This window comes from Xanthomonas campestris pv. campestris str. ATCC 33913 (assembly GCF_000007145.1).
Lineage (GTDB): Bacteria > Pseudomonadota > Gammaproteobacteria > Xanthomonadales > Xanthomonadaceae > Xanthomonas > Xanthomonas campestris.
The window spans coordinates 4,604,302-4,631,098 of sequence record NC_003902.1 but is presented as its reverse complement, the minus strand read 5'-3'; the positions used below and the strand labels follow the sequence as shown (position 1 = coordinate 4,631,098).

The following is a 26,797-nucleotide window of genomic DNA, read 5'->3' as shown; positions in this document are numbered from 1 at the left end:
ATTCCCGATTCCCGATTCCCGGCTACTCCAACAACCGCGCCCAGCGCTGCATGCCTTCCACCCGGCTGAGCACCATCTTGATGCACACCAGCAGCGGCACCGCCAGCAGCAGGCCGACCATGCCCCAGAGCCAGCCAAACAGCATCAACGCCAGGATCAACATCAGTGGCGAGATCGCCATGCGCCGGCCCAGCACGATCGGGGTGACCACCTGGCCTTCGATGGTATGCAGCGCTAGATACAGAATGGCCGGCAGCAGCGAAGACAACGTGGTGCGGAATTCCACAAAGCCCATCAGCAACATCAGCATCACGCCGATCAGCGGGCCCACGTACGGCGCGAAATTCAGCAGCGCCACCACGGTGCCCCACAGCAGCGCTTCGGGCAGCGGAATCTTGAGTACGTACAAAATGCCGGCAAATACCAGACCCACCAGCATATTGATCACGCTGATGGTGAGCACATAGCGCGAGACCTCGCGCTCGATGTCCAGCATGATTTCGGTGGTGAAGCGTTGTTGCTGACGATTGGGCAGCAAGGCAATCGCATGCCGTTGCAGGCTCTCGCCATACACCATGAAGAAGAACGTCAGCAGCACCACCGCCAGCACCGAGGCGGCGAGCTTGGGTGTGCGGGTCAGTGATTTGTACGGGTCATCCAGCTGCGTGCGCACGATCTGGATGCCGCGTGCGCCTTCACCGCCAGCGGCGCGGGCAAAATTTTCCGCCGCCTGATTGGCCTGCTGCACCGGCTTGGTGAAGTCGCGCACATCGCGGGCGATCTGGCGCATCTGCCGCGGTGCCTGCTGCACCCACTCGGCCGCCGGGCCCGCCAATTGCGCAGCCAGTGCCACGGTGCCGGCCAGGCCCAGGCACAGGATCATCAAGGCGCCGAGAAAGCGCGGGATGTACAGCTTGCGCAGACCGCGCAGGATGGGATTACCGATCAGCGCGAAAAACGCCGCCAGCATCACCGGCAGGATGATCGTTTGCGCGGCCCAGAGCGTGTAGCCCACTGCCAGCGTGGCCAACACCACCAACGAGGCGGGTGCACGCGGGCGTGGCGCCGGTGGTGGCGGAAGCGAGTCTGCCGGTTCGGCGGCATCCAGTGAGTCAACGGGGAAGTTCATGCGCGCCCTGGCAGCAGCCGGCGAGGTGCCGGCGGTGGGCCATTATCAGCAGAACGTGTCAACGCCGCGCACAGAACTGTGCGCGGGAATTCAATGCTCGGAGAGCTCGGTAGCGGCCTCTGCCGCGGGCGGTGCGCCACGCGGGTAGGTCGCCTGGGCTGGCGCCACGGTTGCCGTGGCCAGCGTGCGTTCGTCCACCGGCACCGGGCCCATGGCGGCACCTGCGCTGTTGTCGGCGGCAACTTCTTCGGCGTTGTCGGCAGCGCGTTCGGCCTGCTCGGACGCTTCCTGCGCGCGGTGCGCGGTAAACAGCGCCGAGATGGTGCTGATCATCTGCAGGATCTTGGGGATGCCGCCCAACTTGCTGGCAATGCTGCCCAGTGCAGCCTGGGGTTCGTTGCGGCCGACGACAAAGCCCAGTCCGAAACCGGCGACCAGAATCCGCACCGGTGACCAGCCACTGGTCCAGGCCTGACGCAGCTCCGCCCAATGCTGGCGGGTTTCGTCACTGCGGCCTTCGACCAGCAGTTCGGCGCGTTCAACGCGATGACGCATGGCGCCGAATTTCATGGGCGGCCTCCGGTTGTGGACGATGGCGCTGCCGGCGAGGTCGGGCCGGTCTCATCGTCATTGCCGTCATCGAAGATGCCCAGGCGCACCAGTTGTCGACGCGTGGCATTCATGCCGGTGTGATCGAAGTAGAAGAACACCCGCCATGCGGCGAGGCCAGTGACCAGCAGGCTGGCCAGCGCGGTGAAGAACATTGCCTGGAACCACGACAGCCCTGCCCGTTGCAGCAGCGCAATGATGGCACCGGCCAGCAGCAACCAGGACGAGGCGCCAAACACCACCGCCACACATGCCCAGGCCAGGCCGCGGCCAAAGGCGCTGCGTGCCAGTTGCAGGTCGGCCGACACCAGCCGGCGCAAGGCGCGACTGGTGTCTCTGGCCGATCCCAGCGTCGCCCGGCCGGCAGCACCGACCTGACGTACGCTTTCGTCCAATCCTGGCGTTTCCGGACGTGCGTCGTGCGTGTCCGGGCCGCCAGCAGTAGAGGCCTGATCGCTCACGACTTAGTTGTCGTTGCTACGGGCCAGCTTGGCGATGATCCAGCCAGCAGCAAATGCCACACCAAAGGCGGCCAGCGGACGCTCGCGGATCAGGTCGGTGGCGCTGTCGAGCAGGTCGTTGCCCTTGCTGACCAGCACGTCCATCTGTTCCTTGGCAGCGGCGCCACCGAACTCGGCAGCGGCCATGCCCGCAAGCGCGGTGTCGGACAGTTCGGCCTTGACGTTGGCACGGCCCAGCTTGAGCTCATCGCCCGCGGCGCTGGTGGCACCCTTGACCGCTTCACCTGCTGCGCTGGCGGCGGACTTCAGATGGGTGCCGGCTTCGCTCAGGTTGTCCTTCAGCTGTTCGGTATTGGTGGGGCTCATGCGATATCTCCTACGGTCGTTGAGGGCAGCCGCGAAAGCGTGCGGTCGTGCGGTAGCAATAGCATCGGCAGGGTGTAGGGGGTGTTAGGGCAGGCGCTCGCCAGTGCACGCCGGATCAACGCATGAGCGCGTCGTACTGGGCGTTTCCGCGCAGGATGCGTAGCACCAGCTGTTGCGGCTTGCGCTGGAAATTGGCCCGCCAGCTGGCCAGGTCGGCGAACTCGCCCACGCTGCTGGCCACGATCACATCGCCGCTCACCAGCCCGTTGGCAGCCGCGCGCCCGCCGCGTTTGACCTCGCTCACCATGACCCCGGTGACACCGGACTGGCGCAGCGATTCGGGCAGATCCACGAAGGTGGCGCCGCCCAGGCGCGGGTCGAGCATGTCGCCGGTGACTGTGCGGTCCTGTTCCTTCAAGGTGGCCTTGAGCTTGAGCGGCTTGCCGTCGCGGCGGATGTCCAGCGTGACCGCACTGCCTACTGCCTGCAGGCCTTCGTAGTTGTGCAGCGCCTGCGCGCTGTCCACGCGTTGATCGTTGGCTGCCACGATCACATCACCAGGTTGCACGCCAGCCGCTGCCGCGGCCGAACCCGGCAGCACGCGCGTCACCAGCGCACCGCGCAGCGAATCCACACCCAGGCCCTGCAGCATTTGCTGGGTCAGGTTCTGGGTTTCCAGGCCAAGCGTGCCGCGCACCACCACGCCCTTGGTCACCAATTGCTCGACCACGTTGCGCGCCAGGTTGGACGGGATCGCCAGGCCCAGGCCGATGTTGCCGGCCATGCTGCCTTGCGGGTTGAAGCTGGCGGTATTGATGCCGACCAACTGGCCCTGCAGATTGACCAGCGCACCGCCGGAATTGCCGGGGTTGATCGACGCATCGGTCTGGATGAAGTTCTGGTAGCCCAGCCCACGGATGCCGCTGCGGCCCACCGCCGACACGATGCCCGAGGTGACCGTCTGGGTGAAGCCGAACGGGTTACCGATCGCCACCACAAAGTCGCCGACGCGCAAGGCGTTGCTGTCAGCCAGTTTGATGTCGGTGAGGTTGTCGGCCTTGATGCGGATCAGCGCGATGTCGGTATCGGCATCGGAGCCAATGAAATCGGCCTTGACCGTGCGCCCGTCGCCGAGCGTCACCTGTACGTCGTCGGCGTTTTCGATGACGTGGTGGTTGGTCAGCACATAGCCTTTTTGCGCATCGATGATCACCCCCGAGCCCAGCGACTCGTTGATGCGGTCCTGCGGAATTTCCGGAAACAGCCGGCGCAGGATCGGATCATTGAAGAACGGGTTGCGTACCCGCACCACCTGCTTGGTGTTGACGCTCACCACTGCCGGCATGGCCTGCTGCAGCATCGGCGCCAGTGAGGGCACCGGCTGCCCGGCGACCGCCGCCGGCAACGTGGCGGCGGTGGGCAGCGTAAACGCCGCACCGGCAGTGGGCGCCGCTTCGGCGCGGTTGTCCAGCCAGGCATTGATGCCGCTGGCAGCGAAACCGCCGAACGCGGCGGCCAGCGAAAGGGACAGCAGGGTGGGCAGCGGTCGCATGCAACGGATTCCGGGTTACGCGGTGGAAGAGGAATAGGGCGTCTGACTGCGTAAATCAAGCTGAACGAAGATGCCAGTGCGCGATTTAACCGCTGGTGAAAGTCGCGCGCAGGCCTTGTGGGCATTGCGTTGACAGCCGCTTGAGCCCGGCGTAGCGTCCGCTCGAACGGCCCCACATTCAGCAATACGGCGTGCCTGTGCGCACCGCCTCGGGTTTCCACACTGACGCCCCGAAGGAGGGCTTATGAGCAATGGCAATGGTGTGACGGCAACCCTGTCCGACGCCGTCGACAGCGTGAAAAGTACGGCCACCGAACTGGGGCAGAGCATCGCCAGCACCACCAGTGACGCGTTCGCCAGCGTGCAGGACGCCGCCGATGGCGCGGTGACGCAGGTCAAGCAGCGTGTCAGCAAGGCGCGCAAGGCCGTGGTCAAGGTCGAAAAACGCGTGGTCAAGAAAGCCGGCGCCGCCGCCAGCGCGGTGAAGCGCAGCGTGGCCAAGACCCGGCAGTCGATCGAGACCGGCACGGCGGCAGCCAAGCACAAGATCGGAACCACCGCGGCCACGGCCAAGCGCAAGATCGCTGGCACCACCGCCACGGCGAAGAAGAAGATTGCCACTACCAAGGCCGCGGCCAAGCAGAAGATCGCCAGCACCAAGGCCACTACCAAGTTGAAGCTGGAAACCGCCAAGGCCAATGCCAAGGCCGAAGCGGCGGCACTGAGCACCAAGACCGCTGCCAGCAAGGCTGCGCGCAAGGCGGCGGTTGCCACGGCCGGCACGCGTTCGGCCGCCAAGAAGGCGCAGGTGAAGTCGGTAGCGGTGAAGAAGGCGATCGCCAAGAAGATCGCCAAGAAGGCGCCCGCGGCCAAGCAGACCGCCACCCGGCAGGTGGCGGTGAAAAAGGCGCCACTGAAGAAAGCCGCCACCGCCAGCGCATCGCCGGCCAAGCGCGTGGTGGCCAAGAACAGCGTTGCGCGCAAGGCCGCAGTCAAGAAGGCCCTTCCGCGCGGCACGCGCTGAAAACCACGGGCCGGCGCTGCAGTAGCGCCGGCCTGGTTTCATTGTCAATGGCGGCGGTGACAGCGGCGCACCAATTGATCGGTGTGCAAGACGCTGCGCGCACATCGGCCGCGGAGCCTAGGTAAGCGCTACGTTTGAATGCGGCACGCCACTGCATCTGCGCAGGCCGCCGTCGACGTTAGCCGCCTCGCGCTGCGCAGCGCAGCGCAGTCACGGCATCACTCACTGCAGGCCTTGCACAAACTGGTCGGCGCCTTTGCGGATGCCGGCCTTGGCGGCGTCGTATGCGCCCAGGCTGGCCTTGATGTTCAAGGCGCTTGGATATTGCTTCTCGACGTAGGCGGCCAGCAGGCGATTGCTCTGCGCATCGAAGATTTCCACCGCGTAGCTGACCGAGCCTGAAAACGCGCCTTCCTTGCCGCGTGCGGCCTGCACCGCGTTGTAGGAGCCGCCACCGATATCCACTTTCATGATGGTGCCGATCACCCGTTTGTTGGGCTTGGCACCGGTGAGGGTGATGCGGATGCGCACGGTGTCGGCCAGGGGCGTGGTGGCGCGTTGCCAGCGCTGGGTGATGGCGCCGCTGAATTCCTGTTGCATGTACTCGGCCAGCATGCGCTTGTCCTGCTCGGGTACGTCTTCGAACTGCGCATCCGGTCCGCGATAGATGCTGACCGGCTCCACGATCCCGGCGCGGTAGCGGCTCCAGTTCGCATCGCCTTGATACGCGTAGGGCATGCGGTCGCCGCGGCTCCCGTCATGCGGACGCAGATAGCTCGACGAGGGCAACTGGCTATACGGCAGTGGCCGTGTGCTGGCGCAGCTGCATAACAGCAGGACGACCGATGCCATTGCGCACCAGCGAACAACAGGAGAGCTCGACATACAGGGGTACTTGATTGGAAGGAGACAACGAATGGATCAGCAGCACCAGCGCGGCTGGCACGCGGATTCAATGCAGCAGCAACCGGCACGCAGCCATCACCAGCACACCAGTGGCCGCCAGGCACAGCAGCCCGCAGTGGCGGTGCTGCAGGCGACGCGCGTCGCGCGTGCTGCGGATGTCCGGCAGCGCACTCCAGATGTCGCGATTGCAGATGCCGGTGCGGGGGCAGCGATACGGCGGTGCCGCGTGCATGCCGGTGGTGGCGGCCGGCGCACTATCGTTGGCGGCAACTGCGGGGACGTGCAGCACCAGCGGAGCGGGAGCGGGCGGGGTAGAACGGATGGAGTGGAACATGGGCGTGCATCCTGGATGCGAGCGGTTCCAGGCACTGTAGGCAGCACTGTTTGGGACGGTATTGGTGCGCGCGCCGAGGGCGCCGTGCGTGCTTGCGTGTTCAGCGCGCAGCGGGGCCGCTGGTGGTGCCGGCGGGGAACAGCACGCGGACGCACAGACCACGGCCGTCGCCGCCTTCGTAGGTTTCAATGCGCGCCTCGTGCAGTCGTGCAATGCCGGCCACCAGCGACAACCCGATGCCACTGCCTTGCACTGCGTTGCCGGAAACACGGTAAAACCGCTCGAAAATCGCGGCGCGGGCGTCCTCTGGCACGCCGGGGCCATCGTCGCTGACCTGCACAAACGGATGCAGCTGATCTGCGCGCAGGCAATACCCGCAACTCACTTCCACCGTGCCGTGCAGGCGCCCGTAGCGGATGGCGTTGTCGACCAGGTTGCGGATCAGGATGCCTACCGCGTCCACGTCGCAGCGCAGCACGCACGGTGCGGCTTCCACCTGAAGATTGATATGGCGTGCCTCGGCCTGCACGCTGAATTCGTCCAGTACATGCGTGATGAGTTCGGCCATTTCCACCTGGTGATACGCCGCCGAGCTGATGCCGGCATCCAGCCGGGCCAGATCCAGCAGTTGTTCGGCCAGGCGATTACTGCGGCGTGCGGTTTCCAGCAGGCGCTGCAGCGCGGCGTCCTTGCTTTCCAGCGTGGTGGCGCGCAGGGCGACCTCGGCGTAGGCGTGCAGTGCGGAGAGTGGTGTGCGCAGCTCATGTGCGGCGTCGGCAACGAAATCGCGTTCGGCTTGCACGGCCTTTTCCACGCGTGCCAGCAACGTGTTGAACGATGTCACGAGTGGGCGGATTTCATCGGGCACCTGCTGCAAGGGCAGCGGCTCCATGTCCAGGCCCTTGCGTTGGGCGATGGCGTGCGAGATGGCGCGCAGCGGGCGCAGCGAGGTGCGCACCGCCAGCCACATCAGCAGGCCCAGGATCGCCAGCTGGCTGGTATTGAGCACGATCGCGGTGAGCGTGCGTTCCAGTTCGGCGCGGGGCGATTCGGCATCGGCGGCAGCTTGGTCATGGGTGCGGGCATTGCGCCTGGCACGCAGATGCGCTGCATCGACAGTGGCGATCTGGCGTTCGATCGGGTCCGGCAGCGCCGCCAGCAGCTGCGCACCGAAATGGGTGAGTTCGTGTTCGAGTGCGCTGTCCTTGCCATGGAACATCAGCGCCACGATGATCCAGATCGAGGCTGCCCAGCTCAGCACCACGATTGCCCCCAGCGTCGCCAGCATGCGCGCCTGCAGGGAGCTCATTCGGGCGCCTGGCCGATCATGTAGCCCTGGCCATAGATGGTGCTGATGACCTCGTCGCCGAGCTTGCGCCGCAGCTGGTGCACGTAGACCGCGATCATGTTGCTGCCGCCTTCGGACGGGCCGCCATACACGCCTTCTTCGAGCTGGTCCTTGGTGACCACGCGCCCGGCGCGCTCCATCAAGGCCAGCAGCAGGCGGTATTCGTGCGCGCTCAATGCGACCCACTTGCCGTTGCGGGTGACCTTGCGGCTGCTCGGGTCCACCGACACTTCGCCCTGGGTGAGCAACGGCACCACGCGGCCCTGGCTGCGCCGGGCGATGGCGCGCACGCGTGCCATCAGTTCATCGAACTGGAACGGCTTGACCAGGTAGTCGTCTGCGCCGGCATCCAGCCCGCGGATGCGGTCGGTGAGCTGGCCGCGCGCTGTCAGCGCGATCACCGGGGTAGCATCGTAATGGCCACGCATGTAGCGGATCACCGTGAGCCCGGAATCGCCCGGCAGGCCGATGTCCAGCAACACCGCGGTGTAGTGGTGTTCCACCAGCGCGGTCCTGGCCGCAGCGGCGGTGCCGACATGGTCGATGGTCCAGGACTGCTGGCGGACGCCGTCGTAGATGGCGTCGGCAAGCATGGTGTCGTCTTCAACAAGGAGCAGGTGCATGGTGGGTCCGCCGGGCACTGGGGCCAGTCCGATCTCCGCAGCACTGTCGGTTGTGGTCGTTAGGCAAATATTAGTGCATCGCCACCGCGGGCAACCCGGGCAGCCGACCAGGGGCGGCCCGGCCAGTGGTATCGACGTGCGCAGTAACGGGCTCAGCCGCAAGGGAGGGCGCCTGGGCTGCCTATACTCGCGGCGATCGCGGCCGTGTCCGAGCCTGGCTCGCCCCGACGCGGCATCCCGCTGATTTCACGAGGAGTGGTTGCATGGACCTTCTCCCTGCTGCGTGGTTGCTGGGTGTGGTGGCCGGGCTGCGCGCGATGCTGGCGCCCGCCCTGCTCAGTTGGGCCGCGGCCCTGGGCCACGTGCACCTGGCCGGGACGCCGCTGGGCTGGCTGGGCTGGCGCTACACCCCCTGGGTCGTCTCGTTGCTGGCGCTGGGTGAGCTGATCACCGACCAATTGCCCAACACACCCAGCCGCAAGGTCCCGGTGCAGTTCCTGACCCGGCTGCTGAGCGGTGCGCTGTGCGGCGGGGCGATTGGCCTGCAGGCCGGGCAGTGGATGCTCGGCGCAGCGGCCGGTGTGATTGGTGCGGTGCTGGGCACCTATGGCGGCGCTGCGGCACGCGCCGCCGTGGCACAGCGGCTGGGGCGCGACCGTCCCGCCGGGCTGCTCGAAGACGGCTTCGCGCTGCTGCTGGGCGGTGTGGCCCTGGTGCTGCTGCCATGACCGCCACGCGCTACGACGCCATCGTGGTGGGCGCGGGCCAGGCCGGCCCGTCGCTGGCGGTACGCCTGGCCGAACGGGGCCAGCGGGTGGCGGTGATCGAGCGGCACCTGGTGGGCGGCACCTGCGTCAATACCGGCTGCATGCCGACCAAGACCCTGGTGGCGAGCGCGCGCGTGGCGCACCTGGCCCGGCGCGCGGGGGATTATGGCGTGCGCATTGCCGGCCCGGTGGAGGTCGACCTGCCGCAGGTGATGGCGCGTGCGCACGCGATCAGCGATGCGGCGCGCACCGGCGTGGAGCAGTGGCTGGCGCAGACGCCGGGTGTGCAGCTGATCCGTGGCCATGCCCGCTTTGTCGCGCCGGATCGGCTGCGCGTGGGCGCGCAAGAACTCGGTGCACCGCGCATCTTCCTCAACGTGGGCGGACGCGCACGCACCCCGGAGCTGCCCGGGCTTGATCAGATCAGTCCGTTGAACAACACCTCGATCCTGCAGCTGCGCACGTTGCCGCAGCATCTGGTGGTGATCGGCGGCAGCTACATCGGCCTGGAATTTGCGCAGATCTTTCGCCGCCTGGGGGCGCAGGTCACGGTGGTGGAGCAGCACGCGCACCTGATCGGGCGCGAGGATGCCGACATCTCCGAGGCCATCGCCCAGATGTTGCAAGACGAGGGCATCGCGGTGCGCACCGACGCGCGCTGCATCGCCTTCGCGGCGCATGCCGACGGTGCGGCCGTGCAACTGGAGTGCGCGCAGGGCGCGCCGCAGATCGTGGCCAGCCACGTGCTGCTGGCCCTCGGGCGGCAGCCCAACACCGACGATCTGGGCCTGGAGGCCGCCGGCATCGCCACCGATGCGCAAGGCTATGTGCAGGTCGACATGCAACTGGCCACCAACGTGCCCGGCGTGTGGGCGATGGGCGACTGCAACGGCCGCGGCGCGTTCACGCACACCGCCTACAACGATTACGAGATCCTGGCCGCCAATCTGCTCGACGGTGCCGAGCGCCGGCTCAGCCAGCGGGTGCCGGCCTATGCGCTGTTCACCGACCCGCCGTTGGGCCGGGTGGGCATGAGCGAAACCCAGGCGCGTGCCAGCGGGCGGCCCTTGCTGGTGGCGCAGCGCCCGATGCAGCAGGTGGGGCGTGCGCGCGAGAACGGGGAAACCATCGGCATGATGAAACTGGTCGCCGATGCGCAGACCCGGCGCGTGCTGGGCGCCGCAATTCTGGGTCTGCACGGCGATGAAGCCATCCACGGCATCATCGACCTGATCAACGCCGACCAGCCGATCGACACCCTGGAATGGGCGGTGCCGATCCACCCAACAGTCTCCGAGCTCTGGCCGACCCTGGCGCGCGCGCTGGCCCCTGCGCAGTAACGCGCGACGCCCACTGCTGGGTGCCGCGTGTGGCCGCGTACGCGCGCTCAGTGCTGCAGGATGGCGCGCAAGGCCGCGTCCAGGCGCACGTACTGGAACTGAAAGCCCGCATCGAGCGCGCGTTGCGGCAGCACGCGCTGGCTGACCAGCAGCAGATCGGCCATTTCGCCAAAGCCCAGTCGCAACACACCGGCCGGCAACGCCAGCAGCGCGGGGCGGTGCAGCGTGCTTGCCAGCTTGCGCGCGAATTCTGCGTTGGTCACCGGCGTCGGTGCGGTGGCGTTGTAGGCGCCGGCCTGGCCGTGCTCCAGCAGCCATTGCAGCAGGCCCACCATGTCGGCGCGATGGATCCAGCTCATCCAGTGCCGCCCCTTGCCGAACGGCCCGCCGCCGCCCAGCTGGAATGCCGGCAGCATGCGCGCCAGCGCGCCGCCATCGCGGTCCAGGACAATGCCGGTGCGCACGCAGCTCACGCGTGGGCCCAGCGCGGCAATCACCATGGCCGCGGCTTCCCAGTCGCGGCAGAGCGCTGCAGAAAAGTCATCGCCCGGCCCATCGGCCTCGGTCAGTACCGCGTCGCCGCGTTCGCCGTAATAGCCCACCGCCGAGCCGGACACCAGCACGTGCGGGCGTTGTTCGGCCGGCTGCTGGGCGATCCAGGTGTGTAGCTGCTCGGTGGTGCCGATCCGCGATGCACGAAAGCGCTGCTTGCGCGCGTCGGTCCAGCGCCCGGCGGCCAGCGGTTCGCCGGCCAGGTTGATCACCGCATCGGCGCGCAAGCTGTTGCTGAGCGTGGCGACCGTGGTCACGCCGGGGAGTGTGCGCGCCGCGCGCGTCGGGTCGCGGGTCAGCACGCTGACCTGGTGGCCGGCCTCCAGCAGCGCCGGACACAGTGCCTGGCCGATGAAACCGGTGCCGCCAGTGATGAGCAGATGCATTGCCAGGCTCCAGTGCGCCGTATCGATGCCGCACCATAGGCGATGGCGGGCGCGAGTGGAGTGAAGCCGTGCGGGGGCGTGTTTGTGACTGCGGCTGCGCGCTGCACGAGAAACGCTGCACGCCTGAAACGCAAACGCGCCGGACAAGCCGGCGCGTCGTGATGCAGGTACCGCCTGGCGCGTCAGCGCGAAGACGACACCGAATGCGCCCGCTCGAAATGCGCCGAAACCACGCGGCGGGTTTCTTCCAGGTGCGCCTTGACCGGGTCGGTCTCCGCGGCCGGGATCAGCTCCGCATCCAGGATCTTGATGGTGTCGGCGTGGTCGGTGACCATCGTGCGCATGAAGGCGTTGCGGTACGCGTCCTTGCCGTCCGGCAGGGTGAGCGTCTTTTCCAGTGCGTCTACCGCGGCCTTGCCTTTGGCGCGCATTGCATCGGCGCGCGGCGAATCGGTTGCGCCCAGGGCCTTGGTCTTTTCCAGATTGGCCTCGTGGTCGTGCAGCATCTGCTTGGCGAATTCGTCGTTGGCGCCGCCCAGATCCTGTGCGATGGCCTGCTTGGCCAATGCGATTTCGTTCTCGTCGATCGCCGCAAGCACGCCCAGCGCGCCGCCGTCGCCCTTGGCCAACTCGGTTGCGCCAGTGCCGCTCACCGGGGCAGCCGTGGGTTCGGGCGAAACGGCCGGCGCGGTCCGCGAGGCGTCGCCACCGGGGCGATCACAGGCGCTGAGGGAGAGCATGGCCAACAACGAAGCAGCAATAAGCGTGAGTTTCATGAAAGTCCTGGAAGCGGGGGAATGGCGGCGGCCGTCGATGGGCCTATAAGAGCGGCTGCCCAGTAGTTTTGATAGCTGCTCTAAATGCAAAGGAGCCGCTGAGCGGCTCCGGTGTCGCATGGATCAGGCCCACTGCGGCTGGGCGACGGGTTGCATGCCCAGAGGTCGTACAGGTGCACGTGCTGCAGCCTGCCCGGTCCGGCACATCCGCGCCATGTGCGCGGTGCGCTCACGGATCAGCGCGTGTTCGCTTGCCGGTGCACTGCCCAACAAACTGGCTACATGGAAGCCAAGGATCTCCTCCGCGCGGTCGCCCTGGTCGCTGATGATGTGCGGCACCAGCCGCTCCAGTCGTTCCAGCTCCTGCTGCACTTGATACGGGGTTTTCATGACGATCTCCATTGGATTACAGGTCTTGCTCAACGATTGCGATCAACTTGTGCGATTGCCCAGACGCTGCCAGCAGTCAGTGGCCAACTGTTCGTAGTTCGACTGCGTGCTCGACGAAATGAAGTGATGTTCCAGACGGTCGCGAAACAGCCTCAAACGTTCCTGGTCGCTGGAACGCGGTGCCTGCAGATAGATGTCGCAGGCCATCTTCACAACCGGCGACAATTCGCTGAACTTGCCGGCGCCGAGATTGCCTTGGGCATGCCGCGCCTGCCAATGCGCGATTTCGGCTTGTACATCGATGACGGAGGGATCTCTGCTCATGACTTGCATGTTCCGGGTTAAACAAACTTGACGCGCAGAGTAACTGCAGGTATGTCAACAAATGATCATCGAACGCGACAATTCAGCGCTGCGTTTGCCAGGGTTTGCTTAATTAGTCAGCTTTTTGCGCCGCGCCTGCACAGCGTGCCAACGCAACTCACCTGCGAACACCTTGCGTGCACATGTGCCGCACCTTCCACCAGGCACTGCGGCGTTTCAGTGCCGATTGCAGCCACGTTACGGCGCATCGCTGAACTGCGCACTGCGCGCGGTGGAGCAACAGCGTCGGGTTGCCTGCATTGATTGTGCGAAATGGCGCGCGCACTGCGTCATTTCACGGAAGATTCTGAACCGCTCCACACCTGTGTAACGTCTGATCGTTAAGGTGGACGCTTGGAGCGATGGAGAGAGCACTCAGGATGCAGGACAGCGATAACCGCAGTTCAAAGCCGCATCACGCAAGCGGCACCCCCGAAGCACGCGTCTGGTGGCACGCCCTGTTGGAGCTACGTGGCGGGCGCATGTTGGTCAGCCTGGTCGTTGTCCTGCTGATCGTGTTCGGGTTCTACCTGCTGCTGAAGTAGCAGACACGGCGCGGTAGACAGCGGGGCATGGCATGCGATGCGTGCATCACGCCAGTGACAACCTGCCATGAGGGGAATGCCATGCAACACACGCACTACCGGCAGGTGCTGGGGCACACGCTGCGCGACGTACCTCACGATGGTCACGAGCGTGCCACCCATGCCTGGGTGTGCGCGGAAGTGGCGCGTCTGCTGGGCGTGCGCAACGTGCACGCAGAGAGCAATGAGCGCGTTCAGAAGGATGGCCGCGAGCAGCCATCTACGCTGCATATCCCCGACGAAACCCTGACCATTGCACAAGCACGCACGCTGGGCATCCAGGACACGCGTGACGTATTGGGCGGCGTGGTGCCTTACCCCTTTCTGGCCACCAAGGTCATCGGCCATCCGTTGATTACCGAGGCGGCGCAGCGTGTGGACGGTTGGAATCAAGCCCTGGCCATGGCCTTGATGCCCGCCACGTTGCCGGGGTACACGGTGTTCTCGCGTGCAGATGCCACGCAGGCAGCAGCGGCGTTGCGTAAAGGTGGTGGCGTGCGATTGAAACTTCCCACCGGTGTGGGTGGCAACGGCCAGTGGCGGATCGACGATGCCGCGCAGCTGGATGCCGCATTGGACGCCTTGCCGCCTGCGTATCTCGCCACCCATGGCGCGGTGCTGGAGCGCAACGTGGTGCAGCCGCACACCCATAGCGTGGGCGAGCTGTGCATCGGCGGCATCCAGATCGCCTACTACGGCACTCAATGCAGCGTGCGCGATGGCAATGGTGCAGAGGTGTATGGCGGTTCCAGCTTGCGCGTCTACCGCGGCTCGCTCGAAGCGCTTGCCGCCAGCGCGTTGCCCCCGCTTGAAAAACAGGTGGTCGCGCAGGCCTGCATGTACGATCGATTCATCACTGCCGCGTATCCTGCGTTGCAGATCTCGCGTCGCAATTACGATGTGGTGAGTGGACAGGACGCGCAGGCCGGCCCGGTCTGTGGTGTGCTGGAGCAATCCTGGCGCGTCGGTGGGGCCACGCCGGCAGAGCTCGCTGCCATTGCCAGCTTTCAGCAGGACCCGGCGCTGCAGTGGGTGACCGCCTCCACGCATGAACTGTATGAGGGCGACGCGCCGGACGATGCACAGATCTACTACCGCGCGCAGCGGCCCGGGCCCGGGCCGCGCATCAAATACCGGAGGGTGTCTACGGACTGATGGAAGCCAAACTATCCAGCATCGAAATCCCCGTTGGCCAGGATGAACTCAGTGGCACCTTGCTCACGCCCACCGGCATGCCGGGCGTGTTGTTCGTGCACGGGTGGGGTGGCAGCCAGCATCACAGCCTGGTGCGCGCGCGCGAAGCCGTGGGCCTGGGCTGCATCTGCATGACCTTCGATCTACGCGGCCACGAAGGCTATGCCTCGATGCGCCAGAGCGTGACGCGTGCGCAGAACCTGGACGATATCAAGGCCGCCTACGATCAGCTGGCAAGCCTGCCGTATGTGGATGCGCATTCGATTGCGGTGGTGGGCTTGAGCTATGGGGGGTATCTCTCGGCCTTGCTCACGCGCGAGCGCCCGGTGGAATGGCTGGCGCTGCGCTCGCCTGCGCTCTACAAGGATGCGCATTGGGATCAGCCGAAAGTGAGCCTGAATGCCGACCCGGACTTGATGGACTATCGCCGGCGTGCGCTTGCGCCCGGCGACAATCTGGCGCTTGCCGCGTGCGCGCAATACAAGGGCGACGTGTTGCTGGTGGAGGCCGAGAACGATGTGATCGTGCCGCATCCGGTGATGCGCAACTATGCAGATGCCTTCACCAATGCGCGCTCGCTGACCTCGCGTGTCATTGCCGGTGCCGATCATGCGTTGAGCGTGAAAGAGCATCAGCAGGAATACACCCGTGCATTGATCGATTGGCTGACCGAGATGGTGGTGGGGCGTCGCATCGCACTGGCCAAGGAAGTGGTGGCCGCACGCAAGCAGTTGCTCAAGGAACAGCAGGGCGATGCGGTGTCGTTGCCGGGGCAGGGTTCGCGCGAATTTCGTGGCGATATTCGTGCGGTGGAAAAGACGTCGGCATAAGAGCAGCTATCAAAACGACTGCGCAGCCGTCAGGCGGGCGCGGCCGGTGCTCGGAATCGGCATGTACCCACGTACATTCCGGTTCCTCCGCGCCGTGCGCACCCACCTGACGACTGCTCGCTACGTTTTGTTAGCCGCTCTAAGCTGCACTTGCCGAGGCGGGTCAAAACACGCGCGTTGCCGCGCAGCAAGACAGGCTCGCAAGACTTGAAAACAATAACGGGCCCACTGGGCCCGTTGTTGTTAGCCATCCGCGTGCAACGCATTGCGCTACACGTAGCGCGCTCCCTTAGAGACGGGTGTCATCGGTGTGCCGCACCGAGCCGTCGTGACGATCCGAGTCGAAGGCCTCGCGCACGGCATGCTTGGCTTTTTCCCAGCTCAGGCGCGAATCCGCCTTGAAGCGGTCCCAGCCGTCGCCCAGGTCGCGTTCCAGATGGTCATCCCATTGGCGGCCGGCGTGTTGCTGGCGCGCCTGCATGCCATAGCGGTACGCAGGGCGATAGTCATCGTAGGAGTAATCGGCTTCGCGGTAACCCACGCTGTCGAAGCGGCTCTGGTAGTGGGTGTCGTTGTCGCGATACACGGTGTGAGTGCGATCCGCACGGTCCCAGGCATCACGCGAGGCCAAACGGGCTTCGTCCCACTCCAGACGCGATTCACCGCGGTTGCGCGGCCATTCGCCTGCCAGCGTGGCTTCGGTCTCTTCCCAGGTGCTGGTGGGGCGGGTTTCGCGCGCCTGCAGGCCGAATCCGTAAACGGTGGCGTAGTCGCGATCGTAGTCGGTGCCTTCCTTGTAGTAAGGGCGGTTGCGATGCTCCTGGCGCCAGTATTCGGTTTCCACCGTGGGGTCTAGCCGTTCGGCGACGCCCTTGCCGGCGGCAGCGCCAGCCACCACACCTGCTGCGGCGCCGATCAGCGTGCCCAGCGGGCCAAACACCGTGCCCGCCAGCGCGCCTGCGGCCGCACCACCGGCAATGCCGCCCACGCCCACGCCCACCGGATGGGAGCCGGGCGTGCCGGAGATCGGGTCGCGGTTGAGATCTTGCGCTTCTGCCTTGCGTTCCTGCTTGTCGTAGCTGTGCATGTCGCCTCCGGGTTGCTTCAAGGACGCGTCCTGATACTGCAGGTCCGCGAATGTGGCGTCACGATGGCGTCGCAGGAGTGAAACGTGTGTGCGTGGATGTGAGTGCGGCCACGACATGACTGAACTGTGCACGCGCAGACCCGGATGAGTTCGCTGCCTTCGCGCGCGCAATGAAAAAGGGCCGCTTGCGCGGCCCTCGCTCACCCCTTGATGCACACCACCTGGCGCAGTGTGTGCAGCACTTCCACCAGATCCTGCTGCGCGGCCATCACGGCGTCGATCGACTTGTACGCCGCCGGCGATTCGTCGATGACCGCCGCATCCTTGCGGCATTCCACATGCGCAGTTGCTTCGCGGTGCTGCGCCAGCGTGATCTGCTGACGCGCGGCGGTCCGGCTCATGACCCGGCCCGCACCATGGCTGCAGCTGTGGAAGCTCTCCGCGTTGCCGAGCCCGCGCACGATGTAGCTACGCGTACCCATGCTGCCGGGAATGATGCCCAGCTCGCCGGTGCGCGCACTGACTGCGCCCTTGCGGGTGATCAACAGTTCCTCGCCGCCGTGCGTTTCCTTCTGCACGTAGTTGTGGTGACAGTTCACCGCCAGCTTTTCCAGCTGGAACTTCGGCAGGCGGTGGCGCATTTCCGCCAATACCCGCGCCATCATCGCCTCGCGGTTTTCGCGGGCGTAATCCTGCGCCCACGACACCGCTTCCACGTACTCATCGAACAACGGCTCGCCTTGCATGAAGAATGCGAGGTCCTTGTCGGGCAAATGAAAGCCCAGCACGCGGTTGGCCAGCTGCTCACGCGCCCGCTCGATGAAATAGGTGCCGATCAGGTTGCCGGTGCCACGCGAGCCGCTGTGCAGCATCACCCAGACCGCATCGGTTTCGTCCAGGCAGATCTCGATGAAGTGATTGCCACCGCCCAACGTGCCGATCTGGCACTCCAGCTTGTCGGTACGGATGCGCCGATGGGTCTGCTTGATCGCCTCCAGGCGCTGCACCAGCCCGGACTGTGCAATGCGCGTGGCGATGCTGTCCGGAAGGTTACGGTGTTCGCCACCACGGCCATTGCCCACCGGCACGCTGCGCTCGATGCTGGAGCGCAGCTGGGCCAGGTTGTCGGGCAGATCCTTGGCACGCAGCGTGGTGCGCACTGCGGCCATGCCACAGCCGATGTCCACCCCGACCGCAGCCGGGATGATGGCGCCGCGGGTCGGGATCACCGAGCCCACGGTTGCGCCCTTGCCCAGGTGCACGTCGGGCATCACCGCCACCCACGGCCCGACAAAGGGTACGGCGGCGATGTTGCGCAGCTGTGCAAGCGCCTGTTCTTCCAGCGGTACGCCGCGCACCCAGCCCTTGATCGGCGTGGAGGTGCCATCGGCATGCAGAAATTCGTAGGTGTGTGTGTTCATTGTTCTCATTCCTTTGGGGCCGTGCGCGGCGGATCCGTCCACCGCACACGACGATCATCAGCGCAGCGTCACCAGCTGCTTCAGCACGCCATCCAGGCCGCCGAACACGGTGAGCGTGTCGATCTTTTCGGTGACCTTTTCCAAGGCCTCCAGTTCCTTCAACCGCATCAGCACGCTGCTTTCCTCGATCAACTTTGCAGTGTTGAGCAGTGAACGCGTGGCATTGGCTTCTTCGCGCCGGCGGATCACATTGGCTTGCGCCTGCTTCTCTGCCTGCACCACGGCATTGAGGATGGCGCGCATCTCGCCGGGCAGGATCACGTCCTTGACGCCCACGCCCAGCACTTCGATGCCGAAGCCGTGCACGCTGCTACGCACATGCGCCACGATGTCGGCGTCCAGCGATGCCTTGTCGCCCAGCAACTCGTCCAGCGTCTTGCTGGCCACCGCACGGCGCAGCCCGTATTGCAGTTCGCGATACAGCAAATCACCGGCCTTGGCCACGCGGGTGCGCATGGCCACCGCATCGGTGATGCGCATGCTGGCAGCCAGGTTGACCCGCAACGACACCTTGTCGCGGGTCAGCAGCTCCTGGCCGGAGACTTCGACCGATTGCACGCGCAGGTCGACCACTTCGGTCACCACGGTGTTCTGGAAATTCCAGAACGCATACGCCCCGGGTGGCAGCGGTGGTGCGAGCGTGCCATCCACCGAGACCAGGCCGACCGAATCGGCCGGCACCTCAACGCAGCTCGCCACCTTCGACAGTGTGCCGAGCTGGCGCAGCCGGCGCTGCACATCCGTTGGCACCTGCAGCCCATCGCTGAGCGGCAGCACCTGCACGGACACGGGGGTGGCCCCACGCCAGTACAGCGTGCGCGAACCCGGCGGCAGTACGCCGTCGAGGACGCCGTTGCGCAGCAGCAGGCCGACCTGGTGCGCACCGATGTCGGCGAGCACGCAGTGCGTCTCCAGCTGCGGGCCCAGCGCCTCGATCAGCCGCTCGGCCTCGGCCCCTACCGGGGCGCCATTGCCCACCGCATGCAGCGTGATGGTCAGGCGATGCAACGGGTCGAACAGGCGATAAACGCCGGGCATGAGCAGGCGCGCAAAGCGCCGGTCGCGATACACCAGGCCGCGGTCGCCGTCACCGATCACGACCTTCTTGGTCCAGAACATGGCATGTCTCCTTGGGTTGGCTCTGGTGATCCGATCCGGGCACACACGCACGCCTCGTTCCCCGGATCGGAACCGGGACGAAGCCATTGCCGATGCAACGCGGCGCAAGCAAGAAAAAGAAGGAAACGCCCGTGACAGCGCGGTGGCGGAGCACGGTGGGCTGGCGCTGCCGCCGCACCGCGCATGACCAACACGGCGAACCGCACAGCCAGGCGCACTGCAGGGAAGGCAGCGTCAGGCCACAGGCCCGGCGACAGCGCCGCTGTCTGGTGGCCGCGCACGGGTGTGCGCTTACACCAGGCAAGGGCGTTTCCTGGAGTTGGGACATGCGTCCCGTGGTGCATGACGTGAAAGGTCATGGTGGAGCGGGATTCGAACCCGCGACTCACGGAGGTGAATCCGCTGCTCTACCCAACTGAGCTATCCAGTGGTGGATGTGCCGGAATCGAACCGACCCTGTGGCTGACGCCACCGCTCCTACCAGGAGCCGACATCCGGTGTCAGAAACTGCATCGGGGTTTCCGGTATATGCCACGGCACGCCGCGCACACCAGCTGGAATAAACTCCAGACCGCTGGAAACCGTTCTGCATCGTTTCTGATTACCGTTCTTTAGGAACGATAATCCATGTGTACGCATGATCGTCTGCCGCCCGTGCCCGACACCTGGGCACAGCGCTTGCGCGCCTCGCAGCACTGCAACTTCCGTGTTGCCGGGCGTTCCCTGCCCGGGTGTCTTTGGCGATCAGCCGCACGAACCTGTTGAGCGAACGCATAACGAAAAAACCCCCGGATGCAGCATCCGAGGGCGTTCGCAAGCCTCGGAGATCGGGTGACCGATCTCCTGTGGCTGAAGATCAATCGAAGGTGTGCATCCGCGCTGCCAGCACGGCGACACGCGTCTGCGGAACGCGGTTGGCGCGTTGCAGTCGGTCCTGTTTGCTGGGGAGATGAATGGTCATCTGCGCGGGAATCCAAAAAGTGCAGGACGTACCTGCCGAGGGCGCGAACATTACCCGTGTTGTTTTTATTGTGCAAGGACTTTATGCAAAAAAATAATCGAGCCGATTATCTCCGGGCATCATCGGAGGTTATCCAGTGCGGCCGCGACCTGGGCCAGATCCTCTCGCAGCAGCGCGCGCGTGGCGGTGCGATCGGGCTCACGCATGCGCAGGATGGCGGACGGGTGCCAGCTTGCCAGCGCAGTGGTGCGGCCATCCAGCGCGCGCCATTGCCCGCGTTCGGTGGTCAATCGAAACGCGTTACCGAACAGGGTTTGCGCCGCCATCGCGCCCAGCGCCAGCACAATGCGTGGGCGTACCCGCAACAGTTCGGCGGCCAACCATGGCCGGCACGCGGCCTGTTCGCCGGCAGTGGCGCGCTGATGCAGCCGGCGTTTGCCGCGCGGGACGAACTTGAAATGCTTGACCGTGTTGGTGACGTAGGCCATCGCCGGATCCAGGCCCGCGTCGGCCATCAGCGTGCCCAGCAACTGGCCGGCCGGGCCCACGAACGGGCGGCCCTGCTGGTCTTCCTGGTCCCCGGGCTGTTCGCCAATGATCATCAACGGCGCGCGGGCAGGGCCGGCGCCAAATACAACCTGAGTGGCCGGCTTCCAGAGATCGCAGCGACGGCAGTCCTGTGCCTGCGCTCGCAGCGCGGTCAAGGTGCCGCTGGGCACGGTGTCCACCGGTTTGGCCAATGGAGTGGTGGGCGCAGAAGGGATGCGGTGCGCAGGCATGGGCAGCGGCAAGGCAAGCGGGTAGCCGACGCTAGGGCGCGGCCCGCCGAGACGCCGTGAATCACGCAGTGGTATGTGCGGGCATGCTCACTGGGTGGCGACGGTGCGCATGCGTGTTTGGCCATTGATGCAACGGCGACCTCGGCAGGCGTGCGAGAGACGCGCTGGGCGCGCGCTCAACGCAGCCCAATCGCGACAGCTGGTCGCACTGTGAGCAACGCGTCGCGGTGCCGCTTGAATGCATGCACCAGTACGCATCAACGGTTTGTAGGCGACTAAGCACGCAGTCGCGCAGGGATACCCGTGGCGCACCACAGCGGCAATGGCGCACGCACTCCAGCGTGCCGACAAGGAATCACCCGCCGTCCCGCAAACTCAGTGGCCGTGCGAGCCCAGCGTGCGTGCGCCGGTGAGGATCATGCGCAGCATCTGCGAGATCTGTTCGACCAGCTCGGGATCTTTCTCCGGCGGCAGGTCCATCGCCGTGGCGCCCATCGCAAACACCAGCCGGGTGATCGCCTTGGAGACCAGCGCCGGCGCATGCAGCGTGGCGCCATCGGCAGCGGCCAGGCGGATCAGGTCCACGCGCAGCTCGTCTTCGAAATAGCTGAGCTCGCGTTCCACCGCCTGCTTGAAGGCATCCGAGCCCACCGCACCCTCGCGCAGCAGCACATGCAGCAGCTTGTCGTCGGCGCGCAGCTGTTCCATGAAGGTTTCCACCGACACCCGGATCACGCTGCGGTCGGTGGAGGTCGCCCGCCGCCGTGCCTGGCCGATGATGGTGCGCAGCGAGCGCCCGGCCAGATCGATCAGCGCCACGGCGAGCTCGTCCATGTCGCGGAACTGGCGGTAGAAGCTGTTCGGCGCGATGCCGGCCTCACGGGCCACTTCGCGCAGGCTCAGCGTGGACAGGCTGCGGTGCGGGCCAATCAATGACAACGCCGCGGCGATCAGGTCCTCGCGTGAAATCGCCGGCTTGCGTGACGGCGGCGCGTCGTGGGATGGCAGGGCGATGGAGGTCATGAGGCAGCAGCCGGGCGTGGGCCTGAATCATAGCCCCTCTGGTCGATATACAACTGTATACACGTCTGTGCATGCGTGCGTATAGTGCACCCCATGAACTCGGCTCCTGCTCGCATGCCCAAGTCCCCGCTGCCCACGCGCCTGGCGCGCCGGCTGGTGTCGCCCCAGCTGTTCGACTTCTGGGCGACCCGGATCAACCCGTTGTGGACCCTGGAGCGCCCGATGGCGCGGCTGGTCGCACGCACGCCAGCCAGCCGGGATGCAGTGACCTTGCTGTTCCAGCCCAATGGGCATTGGCAGGGCCTGCAGGCCGGCCAGCACGTCAGCATCGGCGTGGAAATCGACGGCCGCCGCCTGCTGCGCAGCTACAGCCCCACGGTGCTGGCCGACGGCCGCCTGGCGATCACCGTCAAGGCGATCACCGGCGGGCTGGTCAGCACGTATCTGGCCGGTGAGGCGCCGCTGGGTGCGGTGGTCTCGCTGGATCCGGCCTTCGGCGACATGCTGCTGCCCACAACGCCCGCACCTCTGTTGCTGTTGGCAGCTGGCAGCGGCATCACGCCGATGCGCGCGCTGCTGCAGGCCGCCGCTGCGGCAGGCATGCCGATGGACGTGGACCTGCTGTATTGGGTGCGCCAGCGCGACGAGGCCTGCTTTCTGGACGAATTCGAAGCGCTGGCGGCCGCGCATCCACGCCTGCGCGCGCAACTGCTCACCACCCGCGAAGGCGCCGCACCTGCGCCGCGGATCGACAGCTTCCCGCTGGAGCAGGTCACCGCCCTGCAGGACCGGCATGTGATGGCCTGCGGGCCGGGCGGTTTCGTGCAGGCCGCGCGCGCGCGCTTGCAGGACCGTGTTGCCCGATTCCAGGCCGAAGCCTTCAGCGTGCCGGTACTGGACGACGGCGAAGCCGGCCAAGTGCAGGTCCAGCTGTCACGCAGCGGCCGTACGCTGACCCTTTCGCGCGGCCAGTCGCTGCTGGAAGGGCTGGAAGCCCAGGGCCTGCGTCCCAAACACGGCTGCCGCATGGGCATCTGCAACAGCTGCGCGTGTGCGCGCCAGTCCGGCACCACGCGGCACCTGCTGACCGGCGAGCGCAGCAGCGAACCCACCGCACAGGTACGCCTGTGCATCAGCGCCGCCAGCACCGACCTGATCCTGGATCTGTAAGGAACCCTCATGAGCCGAGTCCATAACCGCGCCCTGTCCGCCGCCGAATTGCAGTCCTTCGGCGACGAGCTCGATGCCGTCCGTGCCCGCGTGCTGACCCAGGTCGGCGCCGCCGACGCGCGCTACATCCGCCGCATCGTCGCGGCCGTGCGCTGGACCGGCGTGGCCGGCCGGGCGCTGCTGTTCCTGGGCGCCTTCGTACACAGCGTGTTGATCCCGGCGTGGATCGTCGGCGTGGTGCTGCTGACCCTGTCCAAGATCCTGGAGAACATGGAGTTGGGCCACAACGTCATGCACGGCCAGTACGACTGGATGGGCGACCCGCAGCTCAACGGCAACACCTACGAGTGGGACATCGTTGCCACCGGCGACAACTGGCGCAAGACCCACAACTTCAAGCACCACACCTATACCAACGTGCGTGGCATGGATGACGACATCGGCTACGGCCTGTTGCGCATCTTCCCCGAGCAGCGCTGGCGCCCGTTCTACCTGCTGCAGCCGTTCATCGCGGTGGTGTTCGCGCTGCTGTTCGAATGGGGCGTGGCGATCCAGGACCTGCGCCTGGGCCGCTGGTTCGCCGGCAAGATGAAGGCCGCCGAATTGCGCGCGTCGTTCCTGCCGGTCGGCCGCAAGATGGGCCGCCAGATGCTCAAGGACTACATCGTGTTTCCGTTGCTGGCCGGCCCGTTCTTCCTGACCGTGCTGCTGGGCAACCTGGCCGCGAACATGCTGCGCAGCATCTGGACCTTCGTGATCATCTTCTGCGGCCACTTCACCGCCGATGCGGAAGTGTTCCCGAAAGAATCGATCCGCAACGAGTCGCGTGGTCACTGGTATCTGCGTCAGCTGCGTGGTTCGTCCAACCTTACCGGCGGCAAGCTGATGAATGTGCTGTCGGGCAACTTGAGCCATCAAATCGAACACCACTTCTATCCCGACCTGCCGGCCAATCGCTATGCGCAGATCGCGGTCGAAGTGAAGCAGATCTGCGCGCGCTACGGCCAGCACTACAACACCGGCTCGCTGCCGCGTCAGTTCGGCCAGGTGATGTGGCGGATCGTGCGGCACGCCTTCCCGAGCCGCCCGGCACCGGTACGCCAGAGCGACGGCGCACTGCAACGCGCCTGAGGCTTGCGACCTGATGCAGATGATCGGCCTGTCGCGCGTGCGGCAGGCCGATCATGTTTGTGGGGTGCGCAACTGTTTGGCTGACCGTATTGAGGAGCAGCTGCGCTCGTTGGCACGTACAACAGAAACAGGTGTGGCAGGGCTCGCGCCATCGCTGTCGGCTTTGCTTGGAACCGCGATGTGATGCGATGTCGCCGGGACGGAAGGGCGGTTGCGTTGGAGTGCATGCGGTAATGCGTAACAACTGTTGCGTCGCTATTTCAGCGCGCAGCATGTCCGCTGATCGCGACCTAACGATCCAACGATCCAACTAGCCGAATAGCCGAATAGCCGAATAGCCGATTAGCGCTACAGCGATCAGCCAGTCCGCTGCAGTGCATTGCGGTAGGCGATGAATCCGCCGCCGGCAATGCGCGCGCGAACAGCCAGCCCTGCGCCGTCACCGTCATCTGGTGACTGGCTGGAAGCGACGGCGTGATGGGTATGGCGAGGCACGAACCGATGCTTGCGGAGCGCATGCAAGTGCATGAGACGCACGAGGTAGTTTTGCAGCGCGCAGCCTGTCTGCTGATTGGCGACCCAACGACCCAACGACCCAACGACCCAACGACCCAACGACTCAACGACTCAACGACTCAACTAGCAGATCAGCGATCCGACGCTCAGCCAGTCCGCCGCAGCGCATTGCGATAGGCGATGAACCCCGCAGCCGGCAAGGCGCGCGAGAACAGCCAGCCCTGCGCCAGGTCCACGCCGTGGGCGCGCAGATAATCCAGTTGCTCCTGCCGCTCCACGCCTTCGGCGATGGTGCGCAACTGCAGGGTCTTGGCCATTTCGATGATGTGCGAGGTCACCGCGCTGGTGGCCGAGTGCGTGCCGATGGTGTCCACGAAGGATTTGTCGATCTTCAACGCGTCCAGCGGCAACCCCTGCAGGTATTGCAGGCTCGAATAGCCGGTGCCGAAGTCGTCGATGGACACGGTGTGGCCGGCGCCGCGCAGATGCATGATCGTGGTGCGCGCCGCATCGATATCCATGAGGCTGCGCTCGGTCGCTTCTACCCACAGTTGCCCGCTGTCCACGCCGGTGCCGGCCAATGCATCGGCCAGCACGCTCTGCACGCGGCCGCTCTTGATATCGCCGGCCGAGACATTGATGGCCACGTGCAGGGAGCGGTCGGCCGCCAGCATCGGGCCGAGGTCGCGGATGACTTCGGCCACCACCAGGTCGGTGATCGGCAGGATCAACCCACTGTGCTCGGCCAACGGGATGAAGTCATCCGGCGGCACCAGCGCGCCGCCGGGCTGCTGCCAGCGCACCAGGGCTTCGGCGCCCACGCAGTCGCCGCTGTCCAGCGCGATGATCGGTTGGTAGTGCACCACGAACTCGCCACGCTGCACGGCGATCTCCAGCCGCGCCAGCGGGGACAGGCGCCGCCGCGACACCCACACCACCGCGCCCACCAGCAACAGCGCCACCAGGATGCCGACCGGCAGCAGCTGCAGGCGCAAGGCCGCCAGCGGCCCGCGCAGATAGGCGGCCGGCTCGGTGACCACGGCCACCCAATCGCCGCGCCGCGCCCGCCCGGACAGCACTTCCGAGGCCGGTGCGGCATGCGAGGTGGCCGCCAGCGCCTGCCCCTGCAGCAACTGTTCGGCGGCGGTGCCGGTGCTGCTGAGGATCTGCCCGGCCGGCGTGCCGATCGCCAACTGCAGGCCGGGCGGAACATTGATGTCGGTGAGCGTGGAGGGGTTGATCAGGACGTTGTAGTCGCCCAGGTGCAGGGCCATCACCGGGTGCTGCGGGCTGGCCAGCGTGAGCAGGCGGGTGGTTACGGCGATCCCGCGCGCGACCGTGAAGTCCGCAGGCGTCTGTGGCACTGCCGCGTCCAGCGTGCCCCACGAGGTGCAGCGCAGCTGACCTTGCTGGAAATGGCCGAGTTCAACGATGTGGTGGCTGCTCAGCACCAGCGCGCGCATCTGCGCCAGGTGCGCGGGCGAACAGGAGGGCAGCGTCGATGCGGCCATGCTCAGCAGCGCGCCATGCGCCTCGTCGAAGGCGGTGTCGGTGCGGCGGATCGACAATTCGGCCAGCCGGCTCAACTCGGCCTGCTCGCGCGTGAGCGCCAACCGCCACGCCAGGTAATACGACACGCCGGTGGGAAGCGCCGCACACAGCAGGGCAAGCAGCACGGTGACGCTGATGATGCGGTGCCGCTTCACTTCAGATCCTGACATGGGTGGCCAGCATTGCCGGCTGGCCGATGGCAGGGTGGGCAGCCGCGCACGGCGCGCTCGAGAGTGGTCTGCGCTGTGGCGTATGTTCGGCCACGCAGCACCGCCGCATGGGGACGGAGATGGCGGGCGGCGGTGACAGATGAGGCTGCACGTCACGAATGTACGACACACACGTGCATTGCGGGCAGCGTTTCGGCGAAGCGGTCGCGTTTTTATGCTCGCGGCCGCTTGTGTCGGTGTTGAAAGGTCCGGCCCTGTTAGGTTCACGCACCCGC

At 66.0% G+C, this 26,797-nt stretch carries 27 protein-coding genes, 1 tRNA gene, 1 other RNA gene and 1 pseudogene; 10 read left to right on the top strand and 20 right to left on the bottom strand.

Features of this window, described 5'->3' with window-relative positions; translation table 11 throughout:
- Positions 1–22 precede the first annotated feature (22 nt).
- The 5 genes and pseudogenes from XCC_RS20210 to XCC_RS20190 form a co-directional block, all read right to left on the bottom strand.
- The gene (locus tag XCC_RS20210; protein WP_011038977.1) at positions 23–1,129 is read right to left on the bottom strand and encodes an AI-2E family transporter; all 1,107 of its coding nucleotides are present in this window, start codon (positions 1,127–1,129) and stop codon (positions 23–25) included.
- Between the two features lie 192 nt (positions 1,130–1,321).
- Positions 1,322–1,699 (bottom strand): annotated as a pseudogene (locus tag XCC_RS20205) (hypothetical protein); the annotation flags it as partial.
- Positions 1,696–2,199, bottom strand: coding sequence for a phage holin family protein (locus tag XCC_RS20200; RefSeq protein WP_011038975.1), 504 nt, complete (start codon positions 2,197–2,199; stop codon positions 1,696–1,698). The gene XCC_RS20200 and the pseudogene XCC_RS20205, both read right to left, overlap by 4 nt.
- 3 nt (positions 2,200–2,202) lie before the next feature.
- Positions 2,203–2,565, bottom strand: a complete 363-nt coding sequence (locus XCC_RS20195; RefSeq protein WP_011038974.1) for a hypothetical protein — start codon at positions 2,563–2,565, stop codon at positions 2,203–2,205.
- Positions 2,566–2,680: 115 nt separating this feature from the next.
- Positions 2,681–4,117 carry a Do family serine endopeptidase gene (locus tag XCC_RS20190; RefSeq protein WP_011038973.1) on the bottom strand — a complete coding sequence of 479 codons (1,437 nt, stop codon included), beginning with the start codon at positions 4,115–4,117 and terminating at the stop codon, positions 2,681–2,683.
- A gap of 244 nt (positions 4,118–4,361) precedes the next feature.
- Between XCC_RS20190 and XCC_RS20185 the strand changes: the two genes are divergently transcribed.
- Complete coding sequence (locus tag XCC_RS20185; RefSeq protein WP_011038972.1) at positions 4,362–5,141, top strand: histidine biosynthesis protein HisIE; 780 nt, start codon at positions 4,362–4,364, stop codon at positions 5,139–5,141.
- Positions 5,142–5,363: 222 nt separating this feature from the next.
- Here XCC_RS20185 and XCC_RS20180 read toward each other — a convergent pair whose 3' ends face one another.
- From XCC_RS20180 to XCC_RS20165, 4 genes are all read right to left on the bottom strand, one after another.
- Positions 5,364–6,026, bottom strand: coding sequence for a DUF3313 domain-containing protein (locus tag XCC_RS20180; protein WP_011038971.1), 663 nt, complete (start codon positions 6,024–6,026; stop codon positions 5,364–5,366).
- A gap of 67 nt (positions 6,027–6,093) precedes the next feature.
- A complete protein-coding gene (locus tag XCC_RS20175; RefSeq protein ID WP_011038970.1) occupies positions 6,094–6,381 on the bottom strand; it encodes a hypothetical protein in 288 nt (95 codons plus the stop codon).
- Between the two features lie 100 nt (positions 6,382–6,481).
- Positions 6,482–7,690 carry a sensor histidine kinase gene (locus XCC_RS20170; RefSeq protein WP_043877839.1) on the bottom strand — a complete coding sequence of 403 codons (1,209 nt, stop codon included), beginning with the start codon at positions 7,688–7,690 and terminating at the stop codon, positions 6,482–6,484.
- Complete coding sequence (locus XCC_RS20165; RefSeq protein WP_011038968.1) at positions 7,687–8,352, bottom strand: response regulator transcription factor; 666 nt, start codon at positions 8,350–8,352, stop codon at positions 7,687–7,689. The genes XCC_RS20170 and XCC_RS20165 overlap by 4 nt, the downstream gene beginning before the upstream one ends.
- A 263-nt stretch (positions 8,353–8,615) precedes the next feature.
- Between XCC_RS20165 and XCC_RS20160 the strand changes: the two genes are divergently transcribed.
- Together XCC_RS20160 and XCC_RS20155 are read left to right on the top strand one after the other, a co-directional pair.
- Positions 8,616–9,080, top strand: coding sequence for a DUF4126 family protein (locus XCC_RS20160; RefSeq protein WP_011038967.1), 465 nt, complete (start codon positions 8,616–8,618; stop codon positions 9,078–9,080).
- Positions 9,077–10,459: an FAD-containing oxidoreductase gene (locus tag XCC_RS20155; RefSeq protein WP_011038966.1), complete on the top strand. Its 1,383-nt coding sequence runs from the start codon at positions 9,077–9,079 to the stop codon at positions 10,457–10,459. The genes XCC_RS20160 and XCC_RS20155 overlap by 4 nt, the downstream gene beginning before the upstream one ends.
- A 47-nt stretch (positions 10,460–10,506) precedes the next feature.
- On the opposite strand, the gene XCC_RS20150 is transcribed toward XCC_RS20155, so the two are convergent.
- From XCC_RS20150 to XCC_RS20135, 4 genes are all read right to left on the bottom strand, one after another.
- Positions 10,507–11,397 (bottom strand): TIGR01777 family oxidoreductase, encoded by an 891-nt coding sequence (locus XCC_RS20150; RefSeq protein ID WP_011038965.1) that lies wholly within the window; start codon positions 11,395–11,397, stop codon positions 10,507–10,509.
- 182 nt (positions 11,398–11,579) lie between these two features.
- Complete coding sequence (locus XCC_RS20145) at positions 11,580–12,173, bottom strand: DUF4142 domain-containing protein (RefSeq protein ID WP_011038964.1); 594 nt, start codon at positions 12,171–12,173, stop codon at positions 11,580–11,582.
- Positions 12,174–12,296: 123 nt separating this feature from the next.
- On the bottom strand, positions 12,297–12,563 hold the full coding sequence (locus tag XCC_RS20140) for a hypothetical protein (protein ID WP_029217015.1): 267 nt from the start codon (positions 12,561–12,563) through the stop codon (positions 12,297–12,299).
- 42 nt (positions 12,564–12,605) lie between these two features.
- Positions 12,606–12,887, bottom strand: a complete 282-nt coding sequence (locus XCC_RS20135) for a hypothetical protein (protein WP_014506262.1) — start codon at positions 12,885–12,887, stop codon at positions 12,606–12,608.
- A gap of 419 nt (positions 12,888–13,306) precedes the next feature.
- On the opposite strand from XCC_RS20135, the gene XCC_RS22170 reads away from it, so the two are divergent.
- The 4 genes from XCC_RS22170 (at position 13,307) to XCC_RS20120 (ending at position 15,670) form a co-directional block, all read left to right on the top strand.
- Complete coding sequence (locus tag XCC_RS22170) at positions 13,307–13,471, top strand: hypothetical protein (protein WP_012439478.1); 165 nt, start codon at positions 13,307–13,309, stop codon at positions 13,469–13,471.
- An 81-nt stretch (positions 13,472–13,552) separates the two neighbouring features.
- Positions 13,553–14,665, top strand: coding sequence for a DUF3182 family protein (locus tag XCC_RS20130; RefSeq protein WP_016944609.1), 1,113 nt, complete (start codon positions 13,553–13,555; stop codon positions 14,663–14,665).
- Positions 14,665–15,534: an alpha/beta hydrolase family protein gene (locus tag XCC_RS20125; protein WP_011038960.1), complete on the top strand. Its 870-nt coding sequence runs from the start codon at positions 14,665–14,667 to the stop codon at positions 15,532–15,534. Before XCC_RS20130 ends, XCC_RS20125 begins: the two co-directional genes overlap by 1 nt.
- Positions 15,535–15,595: 61 nt before the next feature.
- A non-coding RNA gene (locus XCC_RS20120) (sX9 sRNA) lies at positions 15,596–15,670 on the top strand.
- Positions 15,671–15,823: 153 nt separating this feature from the next.
- Here the strand turns inward: XCC_RS20120 and XCC_RS20115 are convergent.
- The 6 genes from XCC_RS20115 to fabR form a co-directional block, all read right to left on the bottom strand.
- The gene (locus XCC_RS20115; RefSeq protein ID WP_011038959.1) at positions 15,824–16,621 is read right to left on the bottom strand and encodes a hypothetical protein; all 798 of its coding nucleotides are present in this window, start codon (positions 16,619–16,621) and stop codon (positions 15,824–15,826) included.
- 200 nt (positions 16,622–16,821) lie between these two features.
- Complete coding sequence (locus tag XCC_RS20110) at positions 16,822–18,042, bottom strand: RtcB family protein (protein ID WP_043877838.1); 1,221 nt, start codon at positions 18,040–18,042, stop codon at positions 16,822–16,824.
- Positions 18,043–18,099: 57 nt separating this feature from the next.
- Entirely contained in the window at positions 18,100–19,221 is a 1,122-nt protein-coding gene (locus XCC_RS20105) for a slipin family protein (protein WP_011038957.1), read from the bottom strand.
- Between the two features lie 358 nt (positions 19,222–19,579).
- Positions 19,580–19,647 (bottom strand) — tRNA-OTHER (locus XCC_RS20100).
- A gap of 654 nt (positions 19,648–20,301) precedes the next feature.
- Positions 20,302–20,961, bottom strand: coding sequence for a UdgX family uracil-DNA binding protein (locus XCC_RS20095; RefSeq protein ID WP_011038956.1), 660 nt, complete (start codon positions 20,959–20,961; stop codon positions 20,302–20,304).
- Positions 20,962–21,336: 375 nt separating this feature from the next.
- On the bottom strand, positions 21,337–21,984 hold the full coding sequence (gene fabR / locus XCC_RS20090; RefSeq protein WP_011038955.1) for an HTH-type transcriptional repressor FabR: 648 nt from the start codon (positions 21,982–21,984) through the stop codon (positions 21,337–21,339).
- A gap of 93 nt (positions 21,985–22,077) precedes the next feature.
- On the opposite strand from fabR, the gene XCC_RS20085 reads away from it, so the two are divergent.
- Genes XCC_RS20085 through XCC_RS20075 form a run of 3 tightly spaced genes read left to right on the top strand, consistent with a single transcriptional unit; the run spans position 22,078 to position 24,469 of the window.
- A complete protein-coding gene (locus XCC_RS20085) occupies positions 22,078–23,154 on the top strand; it encodes a ferredoxin reductase (RefSeq protein WP_029629068.1) in 1,077 nt (358 codons plus the stop codon).
- Between the two features lie 9 nt (positions 23,155–23,163).
- Positions 23,164–24,285 (top strand): fatty acid desaturase family protein, encoded by a 1,122-nt coding sequence (locus XCC_RS20080; protein ID WP_011038953.1) that lies wholly within the window; start codon positions 23,164–23,166, stop codon positions 24,283–24,285.
- A 13-nt stretch (positions 24,286–24,298) separates the two neighbouring features.
- The gene (locus tag XCC_RS20075; protein WP_154727132.1) at positions 24,299–24,469 is read left to right on the top strand and encodes a hypothetical protein; all 171 of its coding nucleotides are present in this window, start codon (positions 24,299–24,301) and stop codon (positions 24,467–24,469) included.
- A gap of 478 nt (positions 24,470–24,947) precedes the next feature.
- Here XCC_RS20075 and XCC_RS20070 read toward each other — a convergent pair whose 3' ends face one another.
- Positions 24,948–26,507, bottom strand: a complete 1,560-nt coding sequence (locus XCC_RS20070; RefSeq protein ID WP_011038952.1) for an EAL domain-containing protein — start codon at positions 26,505–26,507, stop codon at positions 24,948–24,950.
- Between the last annotated feature and the right edge of the window lie 290 nt (positions 26,508–26,797).

Coding starts and splice junctions, on each gene's coding strand:
- XCC_RS20175 (WP_011038970.1), bottom strand. CDS start 6,381: ATGTTCCACTCCATCCGTTCTACCCCGCCCGCTCCCGCTCCGCTGGTG.
- XCC_RS20095 (WP_011038956.1), bottom strand. CDS start 20,961: ATGCCTGCGCACCGCATCCCTTCTGCGCCCACCACTCCATTGGCCAAA.
- XCC_RS20135 (WP_014506262.1), bottom strand. CDS start 12,887: ATGAGCAGAGATCCCTCCGTCATCGATGTACAAGCCGAAATCGCGCAT.
- XCC_RS20105 (WP_011038957.1), bottom strand. CDS start 19,221: ATGTTCTGGACCAAGAAGGTCGTGATCGGTGACGGCGACCGCGGCCTG.
- XCC_RS20190 (WP_011038973.1), bottom strand. CDS start 4,117: ATGCGACCGCTGCCCACCCTGCTGTCCCTTTCGCTGGCCGCCGCGTTC.
- XCC_RS20195 (WP_011038974.1), bottom strand. CDS start 2,565: ATGAGCCCCACCAATACCGAACAGCTGAAGGACAACCTGAGCGAAGCC.
- XCC_RS20165 (WP_011038968.1), bottom strand. CDS start 8,352: ATGCACCTGCTCCTTGTTGAAGACGACACCATGCTTGCCGACGCCATC.
- XCC_RS20210 (WP_011038977.1), bottom strand. CDS start 1,129: ATGAACTTCCCCGTTGACTCACTGGATGCCGCCGAACCGGCAGACTCG.
- fabR (WP_011038955.1), bottom strand. CDS start 21,984: ATGACCTCCATCGCCCTGCCATCCCACGACGCGCCGCCGTCACGCAAG.
- XCC_RS22170 (WP_012439478.1), top strand. CDS start 13,307: ATGCAGGACAGCGATAACCGCAGTTCAAAGCCGCATCACGCAAGCGGC.
- XCC_RS20150 (WP_011038965.1), bottom strand. CDS start 11,397: ATGCATCTGCTCATCACTGGCGGCACCGGTTTCATCGGCCAGGCACTG.
- XCC_RS20115 (WP_011038959.1), bottom strand. CDS start 16,621: ATGCACAGCTACGACAAGCAGGAACGCAAGGCAGAAGCGCAAGATCTC.
- XCC_RS20185 (WP_011038972.1), top strand. CDS start 4,362: ATGAGCAATGGCAATGGTGTGACGGCAACCCTGTCCGACGCCGTCGAC.
- XCC_RS20180 (WP_011038971.1), bottom strand. CDS start 6,026: ATGTCGAGCTCTCCTGTTGTTCGCTGGTGCGCAATGGCATCGGTCGTC.
- XCC_RS20155 (WP_011038966.1), top strand. CDS start 9,077: ATGACCGCCACGCGCTACGACGCCATCGTGGTGGGCGCGGGCCAGGCC.
- XCC_RS20125 (WP_011038960.1), top strand. CDS start 14,665: ATGGAAGCCAAACTATCCAGCATCGAAATCCCCGTTGGCCAGGATGAA.
- XCC_RS20140 (WP_029217015.1), bottom strand. CDS start 12,563: ATGAAAACCCCGTATCAAGTGCAGCAGGAGCTGGAACGACTGGAGCGG.
- XCC_RS20110 (WP_043877838.1), bottom strand. CDS start 18,042: ATGAACACACACACCTACGAATTTCTGCATGCCGATGGCACCTCCACG.
- XCC_RS20160 (WP_011038967.1), top strand. CDS start 8,616: ATGGACCTTCTCCCTGCTGCGTGGTTGCTGGGTGTGGTGGCCGGGCTG.
- XCC_RS20130 (WP_016944609.1), top strand. CDS start 13,553: ATGCAACACACGCACTACCGGCAGGTGCTGGGGCACACGCTGCGCGAC.
- XCC_RS20085 (WP_029629068.1), top strand. CDS start 22,078: ATGAACTCGGCTCCTGCTCGCATGCCCAAGTCCCCGCTGCCCACGCGC.
- XCC_RS20145 (WP_011038964.1), bottom strand. CDS start 12,173: ATGAAACTCACGCTTATTGCTGCTTCGTTGTTGGCCATGCTCTCCCTC.
- XCC_RS20170 (WP_043877839.1), bottom strand. CDS start 7,690: ATGAGCTCCCTGCAGGCGCGCATGCTGGCGACGCTGGGGGCAATCGTG.
- XCC_RS20080 (WP_011038953.1), top strand. CDS start 23,164: ATGAGCCGAGTCCATAACCGCGCCCTGTCCGCCGCCGAATTGCAGTCC.
- XCC_RS20075 (WP_154727132.1), top strand. CDS start 24,299: ATGCAGATGATCGGCCTGTCGCGCGTGCGGCAGGCCGATCATGTTTGT.